The following is a 12,803-nucleotide window of genomic DNA, read 5'->3' as shown; positions in this document are numbered from 1 at the left end:
GGCTCCGTCGGTGGACCGTGAACAGATCTCCAGGCGTGCTCATGCGGATCATCCGATCGCAGCCCCGCTCGACGACGACTCGGCGCGCCGACTGCTGGAGCATGGTCTCCGACGCGGTGACGAGCGCGTACTCGACCTCGGCTGCGGCGGCGGAGAGTGGCTCCTGCGGGCCCTGACCGCGTATCCGCAGCTGCGGGCCGAGGGCGCCGACATCTCTGAGCGCTCACTGGCCGACGCGCGTCGGGCCGCGCGTCGGCTCGGTGTTCAGGACCGCTTGGTCCTCCACCATCAGGATGCCGCGCATTTCGCCGCCCCCCACGCCTTCGACCTGGTGCTCTGTGTGGGAGCCACGCACGCTTTCGGCGGCCTTCTCCCCACTCTCGCGGCGGTGCGCAAGCACCTGGCTCCTGGAGGACGCGTTCTGGTCGGTGACGGATTCTGGGACGGCGAGCCCTCTCCCGAGGCCGTCGAGTTGCTGGGGGACCTCACCGACCTGCCGACCACGCTGGACCGGGTCGTCGCGGACGGGTGGACACCTGTCCAGGGGCACATCAGCACCCGTCGGGAGCTCGACGACTACGAGTGGGCCTGGACAGGGTCGCTGGCCTCATGGGCCCTGGACCATCCCACCGATCCGGACAGTGCCCAGGCGCTCGAGAAGGCCACCACCCACCGCGACCAATGGCTGCGCGTCTACCGCGGCGTGCTGGGCTTCGTCTGCTTCGTGCTGCGTCCGACGAGGGACTGAACCTGTCGGCAGCCAGAAGACGCAACGTGTGTCATCGCGTCTCCCGGCTGCCGCGCCCTTGGGCCGCCCAGGTACGGCGGTGCGCCTCCCGGCTTCCGAGGTCCTCGCGCAGCCCGGCCCGTTCCTGCACGGACGGGCCGGGCTGCGGGAGATGATGCCGTGTCAGCGACGGGGCATCCGCACGGTGATCGGGGAGCTCTCGCGGTTGGCGCGGTCCACCGATGTGACCGTGTACGTCGCGCCTTCCGGGGCCGCAGGAACGGTCCACTGGGCGTGGCGGGCGCCCGGGAGCACCGCCACGAGGCCGTCTTCGTCGGCGGTGTGCTGCCGCAGCGCGTACAGCGCGGGGACGTGGCTGCCGCGGGAGCGCACCTCGATCCGGATCCCGCCGTCGGCCGTCCGGGCCGCCGACGCGAGCGGGGGCAGTGGTGCGGGCCCGCGGGCGAGCCTCGGCAGGACCGGTGGCAGCGCGGGCCGCTGCCAGTGGTCGGCGGTCAGTTGGGTGATCGCGCCGATCGGGTCGGCGGCCACCTCCGTGGCGCTGAACAGGATCTCGCCGCTGATCTCCGGCAGCCCCCTGTTCATCGTCAGGTGCCGCGAGAGCTCGGCCGGGTCCTGCCAGGCGGCCGGCTGGGCGGGGTTGCCGACCTTGTACACGGCCTCGCCGATCCACAGTTGCACGTCGGTGCCGCGGACCGCCTGCGCCCACCACGGGGCGAGGACGGCGTAGTCGGCCACCGCGAGACCGATGTTCCAGTACAGCTGCGGGGCGATGTAGTCCAGCCAGCCCTTTTGCACCCAGCCCAGGGTGTCGGCGTTGAGCGCGTCGTAGGACTGGGTGCCGTTGGTGGCCGAGCCCCGCGGGTCGCTCGAGGCGTTGCGCCAGATGCCGAAGGGGCTGATGCCGAACGCCGCCTCGGGCCGGACCTCGCGTACCCGGTCGCGCATCTCCTGCACCAGCAGGTCCACGTTGTGCCGGCGCCAGGCGGCCCGGTCGGTGAAGCCCGCGCCGTACGCGGTGAAGGCGTCGTCGTCGGGGAAGTCCTGGCCGCCCACCGGGTAGGGGTAGAAGTAGTCGTCGAAGTGGACGCCGTCGATCTCGTAGCGCTCCACCGCGTCCATGATGGCGTTCTCGACGAAGGCGCGGGCGGCCGGGATGCCGGGGTTGTAGTACAGCTGGCCGCCGTAGGAGACGATCCATTCCGGGTGCAGCCGCGCCGGGTGGTCGGGCACGAGCTTGGTGACGTCGGACTGCAGTGAGACGCGGTACGGGTTGAACCACGCGTGCAGGGCCAGTCCGCGCTCGTGCGCGGCCTCGACCATGAAGTCCAGCGGGTCGTAGCCGGGGTCCTGGCCCTGAGTGCCGGTCAGGTACTGCGACCACGGCTCGTGGCGTGACGGCCAGAAGGCGTCGGCCGTCGGGCGGACCTGCGCGAATATCGCGTTGAGCCCGATCGATCCGGCGTGGTCGAGCAGCGCGATGAACTCCGCCTGCTGTGCGGCGGGGCTCAGCCCGGTCCGCGAGGGCCAGTTGGTGTTGGCGACGGTGGCGATCCACTCGCCGCGCAGTTCGCGGTCGCGGGACGCGGTCGCGGTGCCGTCGGCGGCGGCCGACGGCTTGACCGTGGCGGCGGCTGCCGCGGCAGTGGAGACGGGCAACCCCGTGGCGGCCAGGCCGGCCATCAGCCCTGCGGCCCGCAGCAGCACGCGGCGCGTGGGGCGATGTGCGGCCGAGCCGTGGTTCGCAGTGTCGGTCACGCGGACTCCTGGAGAGAGACGGAAGTGGCTTGACCGGCCTACCGTTCCCAGCGCGCCGTGCCTGGTCAACGAGCGGGGTGAAAATAGTTACCAAATCGCTAGTAGGGCTTTGTTAGGTCCCCCGGCTGATCCTTGCCGGATAGGGTGTGATCTTCTTTCGGGTGTGACACCTGAGGAGATGGAAGAGGTCCGTCCGCGTCTGGAGGCGTTCGCGGCGGAGATGCTGGGCTCGCTGCCGCGGCGGGACCAGCGGGCGAAGGGCGAGCTGTACCTGCGCGGGCTGATGCTGGATGGCAAGCGCAAGTCGATGCAGCCGATGGCCGAGCGCCTGGGGGTGGACCACCAGCAGCTCCAGCAGTTCGTTTCCTCCTCGACCTGGGATTACGTCAAGGTCAGGGAGAGGTTGGCGCGTTGGGCGGCAGCGCACATCTCACCTGAGGCGTACGCCATCGACGACGTGGGCTTTCCCAAGGACGGCTACGACTCCCCGGGGGTGGCGCGGATGTACTGCGGTGCGCTGGGCAAGCGCGGCAACTGCCAGATCGGGGTCAGCGTCAATCTGGTGTCCGACTGGGCCTCCTCGGCCGTCGACTGGCGCCTGTTCCTGCCCGAGAGCTGGGACGACGCACAGCAGGGCGGGGACGCGCTGCTGGCCGAGGCGATCCGGCGCCGGCGCGCCAGGGCGGGTATCCCCGAGTCCGAGCGGCACCGGGAGAAGTGGCGCCTGGCCCTTCAGATGCTCGACGAGGTGCGCGAGGACTGGGAACTGCCAGACCTGCCGGTCGTCGCCGACGCCGGCTACGGGGATGCCACCGGCTTCCGCGAGGGGCTGACCGAGCGCGGCCTGGCCTACGCCGTGGCGGTCAAGGGCACCACCACCGCCTACCCGGGCGACGCGGTCCCCGAGCGGGTGCCGTACTCCGGCCGGGGGCGCCCACCCGTCCCGGCCTACCCCCAGCCGCACACCACCTTGCGCCAACTCGCCCTGGATGCAGGAAGGTCGGTGGTGCGGACGGTGACCTGGCGCCAGGGCAGCAGGACCAGCAGGCACAACCCCCGCGCCGAGATGCGCTCGCGCTTCCTGGCGCTGCGGGTCCGCCCCGCCAACCGCACCATCCGCCGCTTCGCCGACGGCTCCCTGCCCGAGTGCTGGCTCCTGGCCGAGTGGCCACCGGGCGCCGCCGAGCCCACCGACTACTGGCTGTCCACCCTGCCCGCCGACACCCCGCTGCGTGACCTGGTGCGGATCGCCAAGATCCGATGGCGAGTCGAGCACGACTACCGCGAGCTCAAGGACGGTCTGGGGCTGGACCACTTCGAGGGACGCAACTACTCCGGCTGGCACCGGCACGTCACCCTCGCCTCCCTCGCCCAGGCGTTCTGCACCCTGCTCAGGCTCGACCCAAAAGCCCCTGTGCCGGCCTGACGCTGTACGCGGTCCTCCGTGAACTCCAGGCCCTCCTGGCCACCTGGGCCGGCACCTGCTCCATATGCGGCCGGCCTGCACCGACCCCAGAACCACACCACAGAACCTAACAAAGCCCTACTAGCATTCGATGAAAGAAACTTACATCGACGCGACGTCGGGTTTCGCATCCTGTCTCGCTGCGCGGGCCGGTCGTCGGTGGGCACCTGTTCGACTGTCGGGCGCTGACCGGGCACCGTGCGCATGAGCGTCGCCACCGGTCCTGCCTGCCTGGAGGCCTGTCCGGCCGTCAGCAGTGCAGGCCATGACTGGACCTACGTCTTCGACGATCCTGAAGACGGCGGCCGGATACGACGCCGCCTGGCGAACCACGTCTGGCGCGTCGTGATCATCGACGAGCGCAGAACCAAGTCCTGCCCCACTCAAGCGGCTTGACGAACAGAGAGGAGCCCTGGTGGATGCCCGGTGTTGCGGCGGGGCCGACTCGTACTCGGCCGCGCCGTTGAGCCGACGCATGTTCTGGTGCACGCTTGCGCGGTGAACAAGTCCGGCGAATATATGCTGAACGAACTCCAGAGACTGGATCCCGCGCGGCGCGCGGACGTCGTACGCATTCTGGACGGCATTGTCCAGGGCCTCCCCGCCCACTGGCGGCGCCGCAAGGGGGTGCCTCAGCTCATGGTTTTCCTCGACGGGCCGGAGAACGTGCGGGTGGAGAGGACCACTCTGTGGGAGATGTCCAAATCGCACGGGTACCTCGACGAACTCCACCGCTGGGTCGGCAACGTCCCGGTGGAGAAGGCCAAAGAGCACGGCTGTGCCGCCCTGGTGTACGGGAACCGTATCCACGCAAGGATCAACCAGATCGGCCCCATCGGGTCGGCCTGGTTCTCTCCGGACAGCTTCGCCCAAGTCAGCGTCGTGCACGGGAATCCGCATCCGCTCTCCCTGGCATTTTCACTCACTTTCGACGTGGAAGGCCGGATCTTCCCGCGACTTGTGTTCCATGAGTGGGTGTTCGACACCCTCGCCCGCGCCCGGCGGGGTTGACCCCCGTGCGGCACACTCCTGCTGTCCAGGGGGAGCACCATGGCGAAGTGCCTTGAAGAGACGTGAAATTCGATACGTTCCGCGTAGTCGAAGCTGTTAGTGTCGCCACACCCTGCGCGCAGCCCGATCCGTGGCGGCGCGCACCGCGATCAGAGAGGGGAGCCCGGCCGTGCGTGACCGCATCGCTGTCGTCGTTCCCCCGTCGCGCTTCGAGGTGATCCTGGTGTCTCGGTCCGTCCGGTGCTCGCCGCGCGGCCGGTACCGGATGCCCGTGTCGAGGATCTGACCCAGTACGCCAGTACCGCCGACGGCCCGGCCAACTGCCGGCCGGGTGGGTCGGGCAGGCGTGTCTGCGTGTCCCTCGTCCGGGGAATAGCGCTGCCCTTTTCCGCATCAGTGAAAGGCCATGGGCCGTGCGCAACTCCGTCAACCCTCTCGCCACCCTCCGCAACCTCGGCATCCTCGCCCACGTCGACGCCGGCAAGACCACCGTCACCGAGCGGATCCTGTTCGCCACCGGGACCACGTACAAGCGGGGTGACGTGCACCACGGGACGACCGTCACCGACTTCGACCCGTTGGAGCGGGAGCGGGGCATCACCATTTCCTCGGCGGCCGTGAGCTGTGCCTGGGACGGGCACCGGCTCAACCTGATCGACACCCCGGGACACGTCGACTTCGTCGACGAGGTCGAGCGGTCGCTGCGCGTGCTCGACGGAGCGGTCGCCGTGTTCGACGCCGTAGCGGGTGTGGAACCGCAGAGCGAGTCGGTGTGGCGGCAGGCCGACCGGCACGGGGTGCCCCGGATCGCGTTCGTCAACAAGATGGACCGGGTCGGGGCCGATCTCGACGCCGCCGTGGCATCCGTGCGGGAGCGGTTGCATCCGGTTCCGCTGGTCGTGCAACTGCCCATCGGGGCGGAGAGCGGGTTCCGCGGGGTCGTCGATCTGGTGCGTATGCGTGGCCTGCTCTGGGACGGCGGCAGCGACGCCGTCGATGTCGTTCCCGTGCCCGACTCCTTGCGCGAGGAGGCCGTGCGTCGGCGGCGGGTCCTGGAGGAGGCGGTGGCCGAACGTCATCCGGTCGCGCTCGAGGAGTACTGCGAGCTGGAGACGTTGTCCGCGTCCACGCTCGTCACCGCGCTGCGTGATCTGACCCGCACCGGTGACGGTGTCGTCGTGCTGTGCGGCTCCGCCTTCCGCAACCGGGGGATCGAGCCGCTGCTCGACGCCGTCGTGGCCTACCTGCCCTCGCCGCTCGACGTTCCTGCCGTGCGCGGTACGCAGGACGGGCCCGAAGGACAGGAACGGGCCGCCGATCCGGCGGTCCCCTTCGCCGCGCTCGCCTTCAAGGTGAACGCCACCGCCACCGGGCGGCTGACCTATCTCCGTGTGTACTCGGGATCGATCGAGAAGGGAGACCCCGTGTGGGACCCGACCGCGCGGCGCACCGAGCGCATCGGGCGGATCCTGCGCGTGCAGGCCGACCGGCAGGTGCCGCTCGAACGCGCGCTCGCCGGGGACATCGTCGCCGTGGTCGGGCTGAAGTCCGCCTACGCGGGTTCCACCCTGTGCGATCCCCGGGCTCCGATCGTCCTCGAACCGCCCAGTGCGGCCGAGCCCGTCGTCTCCGTGGCCGTCGAGGCGCGCACGCGAGCGGACGTCGAGCGGTTGGCGTCCGCCCTCGCCCGGCTGACCGAGGAGGATCCCTCGCTGGTCGTGCGGACCGACGCCGAGACCGGTCAGACGGTGCTGTCGGGGATGGGGGAGCTGCACCTGGAGGTGGCCGTGGAGAAGTTGCGTCAGGCCCACCGGATCGACGTCAACGAGGGCCGGCCCCGGGTGGCTTTCCGGGAGACGGTGGTGCGCGGGGTGTCCGGCGTGCTCCACCGGCATGTCAAACAGGACGGTGGAGCAGGGCAGTTCGCCCATGTCGTCCTGGACATCGAGCCGATGGAGTCCGTGGAGTCCGTGGAGTCCGTGGAGCCCGGCGCCGGCGGGAACGGCTTCGCCTTCCGGTCGGTCGTCGTCGGTGGCCGCGTACCGCGGGAGTACGTCCGTGCGGTCGAGGCCGGCTGCCGTGACGCCCTGGCCGAAGGGCCGCTCGGCGGTCATCCGGTGACCGGGCTGCGCGTCACGCTCACCGACGGGGCGACGCATCCGAAGGATTCCTCCGAGATGGCGTTCCGCACAGCGGGGCGGCTCGGTCTCCGCGAGGCGCTGCGTGCCTGCGCGATGCGCCTGCTGGAACCGGTCGTCGAGGCGACGGTGACCGTCCCCGAGGACGCCGTGGGCGGTGTCCTCGCGGACCTCGCCGCACGGCGCGGCCGGGTCTCGGGCCACGTCACGCGCGCCGGTACGGCGGTGATCACCGCGACCGTTCCGCTGGCCGAAGTCTTCGGCTACGCGACCCGGTTGCGCAGCCGGACCCAGGGCCGGGGCACCTTCACGACCCGCCCCGCGGGATACGCCCCTGCGCCGAGCCCGGCCCCGGCTCCGACCCCGGCCGGTTAGCCGTACGCCGGTCCCTCCCGCGTCATTCCGGGAGGGGGGCGGCCTTGGTCGTCGATCGCCGGCAGGCGCCTGGGGCACGAACGCTCCCGCGACTGGTGTCGCGGGAACGTTCGGTGCGGTGCGCCCGCCCCTTCTGCCAGAGGCGGTGCTGGTTCCGCACCGGTCAGGTCAGCCGGCCTTCGCCTTCTGCCGCTCACGGAGTTCGTGGACGTTGGCGGCGGTGATGGTGCCGTCCTGCTGCTCGTAGTGGGAGAGGGCGAGGCCGAGACCGAAGAAGGTGGGTGCCCATTCCCCGACGAAGATGCCCCAGCGGTCGGCGCGGTCGAGGCCGGCGCCGGCCTCCATCTTCAGGCTGCCCATCCAGGCGGCCACGGTGAGTCCGATGGAGACCATGCCGGCGAGGTAGGCGTGCTCGCTACGGATGCCCATTTCGTGCATTTTCCTGATGATCATTCGATGGGTCTCCGTTCCGTGAGGGAGGTCATGAGGACGAGTCCCCCAGTAGCGCTGACCTTATTCACATCTTTTATGCGTTATGTGCGAATCGGTCGCCGATGCCCAACCGTTGCGATCCGTCCTTGCGGCGACCCTTGACGAGCCCTCTCCGGAGCATTTAACTCACGTCCTAAATTAAGTGATGAGGTGCGTCCGAACCCGGAAAGGGACACCAGGAGCCATGCGCAGCATCCGAGCCGCGGCCATAGGTGCCGTCACCATGTCCCTCGCCCTTGCCGCCTCGGCCTGCGGAGGCGGGTCGTCGACGGGCGGGGGGTCCAACGACTCGCCGAAGAAGCTCACTTACTGGGCCTCCAACCAGGGCGCGAGCATCGAGGCCGACAAGAAGGTCCTCCAGCCCGAACTCGACAAGTTCGAGAAGCGGTACGGCATCAAGGTGAAGCTCGAAGTCGTGCCCTGGTCCGACCTGCTCAACCGGATCCTGACCGCGACCACCTCCGGCCAGGGGCCCGACGTCCTCAACATCGGCAACACCTGGAGCGCCTCCCTGCAGGCCACCGGGGCGCTGCTGCCGTGGGACGCGCGGAACTTCGACAAGATCGGCGGCAAGGACCGCTTCGTCGACTCCGCGCTCGGCTCGACCGGTGCCGAGGGCGAGGACCCGGCCGCCGTACCGCTGTACTCGATGGCGTACGCGCTCTACTACAACAAGCGGATCTTCGCCGACGCGGGGATCACCGAGCCCCCGGCCACCTGGGACGAGCTGGTCGCCGACGGGAAGAGGATCCAGGCGAAGGGCAAGCAGGTTCTCGGCGCCGAGGGCTCCAACGTCTCCGAGAACATCCACCACGTCTTCGTCTTCGCCAAGCAGCACGGCGCCGACTTCTTCACCGCCGAAGGCAAGCCCGACTTCACCGATGACCAGGCGGTCGCGGCGGTCAAGCAGTACGTCGATCTCATGGCCGAGGACAAGGCCATCCCGCAGGGCAACGCCGAGTACGCCCAGAACCAGTCGGTCAGCGACTTCGCCAAGGGCAGGACGGCCATGCTGCTGTGGCAGTCGGCTTCCGCCAACCTCAAGTCCCAGGGCATGAGCGAGGACGCCTACGGCATCGCCCCCGTGCCCGTGCGGTCCGGCACTCCCGGAGCCGGCACGCAGGTCAACTCGATGGTCGCCGGCATCAATCTCGCCGTCTTCAAGAACACCCACAACCTCGACGGCGCCACGAAGTTCGTGAGGTTCATGACCAGTGACGAGGAGCAGGGGATCCTCAACAAGGCCTACAGCTCGATCCCTCCGGTCAAGAACGCCCAGTCCGACGCCGCGTTCAACACCCCCGCGAACGCCGTCCTGAAGAACACCCTTGCCGCAAGTGCCGCCGCACTGCCGCAGGTCGCCGACGAGTCCCAGTTCGAGACGACGGTCGGTACGGCCGTCAAGGAGCTGTTCGCCGACGCCGCCGCCGGACGCGCGGTCACCACCGAGTCGGTGAAGGCCAAGCTCCTCAAGGCCCAGCAGCAGATGCCGACGAAGTGAGCGAGATGGTCACGACCGTCACCACAAAGGCGGGTGCGCGGCCCGTGCGTACGGGTTCCTCCGGTGGGTCGGCGCGCGGTCCGCGCCGACCCACCGGGTGGCTCCGCCGCGTCTCGCTGCCCTACCTGCTGCTCCTGCCCGCCCTCCTCCTCGAACTCCTCGTCCACCTGGTGCCGATGGTGATCGGCGTCGTGATGAGCTTCAAGGAGCTCACCCAGTTCTACATCCGCGACTGGGGCGCGGCGCCCTGGGCCGGATTCGACAACTACCGCATGTCGGTGGACTTCGACGCTCCCGTCGGTGAGGCGCTGCTGCACTCCTTCCTCGTCACCGTCGGCTTCACCCTGCTGTCGGTCGGCCTGTGCTGGCTGATCGGCACCGCTGCCGCGATCTGCATGCAGGACACCTTCCGCGGGCGCGGTCTGCTGCGCGCGCTGTTCCTGGTGCCGTACGCGCTGCCGGTCTACGCCGCCGTCATCACCTGGGTGTTCATGTTCCAGCACGACAACGGCCTGGTGAACCACGTCCTGCACGACCAGCTGCACCTCACCGGCAAGCCGTCGTTCTGGTTGATCGGAGACAACAGCTTCTTCGCGCTGCTGACGGTGTCGGTGTGGAAGGGGTGGCCGTTCGCCTTCCTCATCGTCATGGCCGGACTGCAGAACATCCCGCGCGAGTTGTACGAGGCGGCGGCGCTCGACGGCGCCGGCGTGTGGCAGCAGATCCGCCGCATCACCCTGCCGTCACTGCGGCCGGTCAACCAGGTGCTGGTCCTGGTGCTGTTCCTGTGGACGTTCAACGACTTCAACACGCCGTACGTCCTGTTCGGCAAGGCCGCCCCCGAGGCCGCGGACCTCATCTCGGTCCACATCTACCAAGCCTCCTTCGTCACCTGGAACTTCGGCACCGGCTCCGCCATGTCCGTCCTGCTGCTGCTCTTCCTGCTGGCCGTCACGGGTGTGTACCTCGCGCTCACCTCACGCGGGCGGAGGACCGCCGATGCCTGACTCCTCCAGGGATTCCTACGGGGATTCCTGCAAGTCCCCGATGGCGCCGCCGCGTTCCTTCCTCTGGACCCGGCGGATCTTCCTCACCCTGCTGACCGGCTTCGTCCTGGTTCCGGTCTACGTCATGGTCTCCAGCTCGCTGAAGCCGCTCGCGGACGTCACGGGCAAGTTCCGCTGGCTGCCCAGTGATCTGACCATCCGCCCGTACATCGACATCTGGTCGACGGTCCCGCTCGCCAAGTACTTCGCCAACTCGCTGATCGTGGCGGGCGCGGCGACGGTCTGCTCGGTGGTGATCGCGGTCTTCTCGGCGTACGCGGTCAGCCGCTACGCCTTCCGCGGCAAACGCGTCTTCACGGTCACCGTCCTGTCCACGCAGATGTTCCCCGGCATCCTCTTCCTCCTCCCGCTGTTCCTCCTCTACGTCAACATCGGCAACGCCACCGGCATCGCCCTGTTCGGCTCGCGCGGCGGACTCGTCCTGACGTACCTCACCTTCTCGCTGCCGTTCTCGATCTGGATGCTGATCGGGTACTTCGACTCGGTGCCGCGCGATCTGGACGAGGCGGCGCTGGTCGACGGCTGCGGGCCGCTCGGCGCGCTGTTCCGGGTCGTGGTGCCGGCCGCGATCCCCGGCATCGTCGCCGTCGCCGTGTACGCCTTCATGACCGCCTGGGGCGAGGTGCTCTTCGCCTCCGTCATGACCGACGACACCACCCGCACGCTCGCCGTGGGCCTGCAGGGCTACTCCACGCAGAACGACGTGTACTGGAACCAGATCATGGCCGCCTCGCTCGTCGTCAGCGTGCCCGTGGTCGCCGGCTTCCTGCTGCTGCAGCGCTACCTCGTCGCCGGGCTCACCGCCGGAGCGGTGAAGTGAGCACCGACGCACCTCTTTCCGAAGGGACTTCCGTGTTCGACGCCATCGACCTCGCCGCGCTCCCGCACGACTTCCTGTGGGGCACGGCCACATCGGCGTACCAGATCGAGGGAGCCGTCGCCGAGGACGGCCGCTCGCCGTCCATCTGGGACACCTTCTCCCACACCCCCGGCAAGACCGACAACGGCGATCACGGCGACATCGCCTGCGACCACTACCACCGCTGGCGCCAGGACATCGACCTGATGCGTCAACTCGGCACCAACGCCTACCGGTTGTCCATCGCCTGGCCGCGGGTGATGCCGGGCGGCGACGGACCGGTGAACCCCAAGGGCCTCGCCTTCTACGACGAGTTGACCGACGCCCTGCTGGAGGCGGGCATCACCCCGTCCGTCACCCTCTACCACTGGGACCTGCCCCAGGCGATCCAGGACCGGGGCGGCTGGCCCGAGCGGGCGACCGCCGAGCACTTCGCCGCCTACGCCTCGGCCGTCGCCGAACGCCTCGGTGACCGGGTGTCCCACTGGACCACCCTCAACGAGCCCTCCTGCTCCGCCTGGATCGGCCACCTCGAGGGCACGATGGCCCCCGGCCTGACCGACCTGACCGCCGCGGTCCGCGCCTCCTACCACCTGCTGCTGGGCCACGGCCTGGCGGTCCGGGCGATCCGCGCCGCCGCCCCCGGCGCCGAGGTCGGCATCGTCAACAACCTCTCCACCGTCCTTCCCGCCACCGACCGCCCCGAGGACGAGGCGGCCGCCCGCCGCCACGACGGCCACGTCAACCGCTGGTGGCTGGACCCCGTCCACGGCCGCGGCTTCCCCACCGACATGCGCGAGGTCTACGGCGTCGACCTCCCCGAGAGGCCGGGGGACCTCGACGTCATCGCGGCGCCGCTGGAGTGGCTGGGCCTCAACTACTACTTCCCGGCCACGGTCGCCGACGATCCGTCGGGGCCCGCGCCCCGCGTGCGCTCGGTGCGCCGTCCCGGCGTGCCGCGCACCGGCATGGACTGGGAGATCGACGCCGGCGGCATCGAGACGCTGCTGCTGCGTCTCACCCACGAGTACGGCGCCCGGAAGATCCACGTCACCGAGAACGGCTCCGCCTTCCCGGACGTGGTGCGCCCCGACGGCACGGTCGACGACCCCGAGCGCCAGGACTACCTGGTCCAGCACCTGGCCGCCTGCGCCTCCGCCGCCCGCAAGGGCGCCCCGCTGGCCGGCTACTTCGCCTGGTCGCTGCTGGACAACTTCGAGTGGGCGTACGGCTACGACAAGCGCTTCGGCCTCGTCCACGTCGACTATCGCACCCAGGTGCGCACCATCAAGGGCAGCGGCCACCGGTACGCGGAGATCGTGCGCGCGCACCGGGAAGGGGGCCGGAAGGCCGCCTGAGGCCCGCCCCAGGCGATCCGGGCGGGGCGTC

The 12,803-nt window shown here is 69.7% G+C and carries 10 protein-coding genes and 1 pseudogene; 9 read left to right on the top strand and 2 right to left on the bottom strand.

What is annotated here, in order from left to right; translation table 11 throughout:
- Positions 1-10: 10 nt before the first annotated feature.
- Positions 11-748, top strand: a complete 738-nt coding sequence (locus ACX25U_RS05535) for an SAM-dependent methyltransferase (RefSeq protein WP_454389411.1) — start codon at positions 11-13, stop codon at positions 746-748.
- A 477-nt stretch (positions 749-1,225) separates the two neighbouring features.
- Here the strand turns inward: ACX25U_RS05535 and ACX25U_RS05530 are convergent.
- A pseudogene (locus ACX25U_RS05530) lies at positions 1,226-2,431 on the bottom strand (glycoside hydrolase family 10 protein); the annotation flags it as partial.
- A 238-nt stretch (positions 2,432-2,669) separates the two neighbouring features.
- On the opposite strand from ACX25U_RS05530, the gene ACX25U_RS05525 reads away from it, so the two are divergent.
- The 4 genes from ACX25U_RS05525 to fusA all read left to right on the top strand — a co-directional run bounded on the left by ACX25U_RS05525 (position 2,670) and on the right by fusA (position 7,495).
- Positions 2,670-3,932: an IS701 family transposase gene (locus ACX25U_RS05525; RefSeq protein ID WP_454389410.1), complete on the top strand. Its 1,263-nt coding sequence runs from the start codon at positions 2,670-2,672 to the stop codon at positions 3,930-3,932.
- Between the two features lie 243 nt (positions 3,933-4,175).
- Positions 4,176-4,367: a hypothetical protein gene (locus ACX25U_RS05520; RefSeq protein ID WP_454389409.1), complete on the top strand. Its 192-nt coding sequence runs from the start codon at positions 4,176-4,178 to the stop codon at positions 4,365-4,367.
- Positions 4,368-4,469: 102 nt separating this feature from the next.
- Positions 4,470-4,982: a hypothetical protein gene (locus ACX25U_RS05515; RefSeq protein ID WP_454389408.1), complete on the top strand. Its 513-nt coding sequence runs from the start codon at positions 4,470-4,472 to the stop codon at positions 4,980-4,982.
- A gap of 413 nt (positions 4,983-5,395) precedes the next feature.
- Entirely contained in the window at positions 5,396-7,495 is a 2,100-nt protein-coding gene (fusA, locus tag ACX25U_RS05510) for an elongation factor G (RefSeq protein ID WP_454389407.1), read from the top strand.
- Between the two features lie 168 nt (positions 7,496-7,663).
- Here the strand turns inward: fusA and ACX25U_RS05505 are convergent, their stop codons facing one another.
- A complete protein-coding gene (locus ACX25U_RS05505; protein WP_454389406.1) occupies positions 7,664-7,948 on the bottom strand; it encodes a hypothetical protein in 285 nt (94 codons plus the stop codon).
- A gap of 223 nt (positions 7,949-8,171) precedes the next feature.
- Here ACX25U_RS05505 and ACX25U_RS05500 point away from each other — a divergent pair, with 223 nt between their 5' ends.
- The 4 genes from ACX25U_RS05500 to ACX25U_RS05485 are packed head-to-tail and all read left to right on the top strand — an operon-like array spanning position 8,172 to position 12,772.
- Complete coding sequence (locus ACX25U_RS05500; RefSeq protein ID WP_454389405.1) at positions 8,172-9,488, top strand: ABC transporter substrate-binding protein; 1,317 nt, start codon at positions 8,172-8,174, stop codon at positions 9,486-9,488.
- A gap of 5 nt (positions 9,489-9,493) precedes the next feature.
- Entirely contained in the window at positions 9,494-10,495 is a 1,002-nt protein-coding gene (locus ACX25U_RS05495; RefSeq protein WP_454394106.1) for a carbohydrate ABC transporter permease, read from the top strand.
- 40 nt (positions 10,496-10,535) lie between these two features.
- Complete coding sequence (locus tag ACX25U_RS05490) at positions 10,536-11,375, top strand: carbohydrate ABC transporter permease (RefSeq protein WP_454394104.1); 840 nt, start codon at positions 10,536-10,538, stop codon at positions 11,373-11,375.
- A 32-nt stretch (positions 11,376-11,407) separates the two neighbouring features.
- Positions 11,408-12,772, top strand: a complete 1,365-nt coding sequence (locus ACX25U_RS05485) for a GH1 family beta-glucosidase (protein WP_454389404.1) — start codon at positions 11,408-11,410, stop codon at positions 12,770-12,772.
- The last annotated feature ends 31 nt before the right edge of the window (positions 12,773-12,803 follow it).

The sequence above is a fragment of the Streptomyces sp. JNUCC 63 genome (assembly GCF_054366325.1).
The sequence above is the reverse complement of the archived record's forward strand: the minus strand, read 5'-3'. Positions and strand labels throughout refer to the sequence as shown.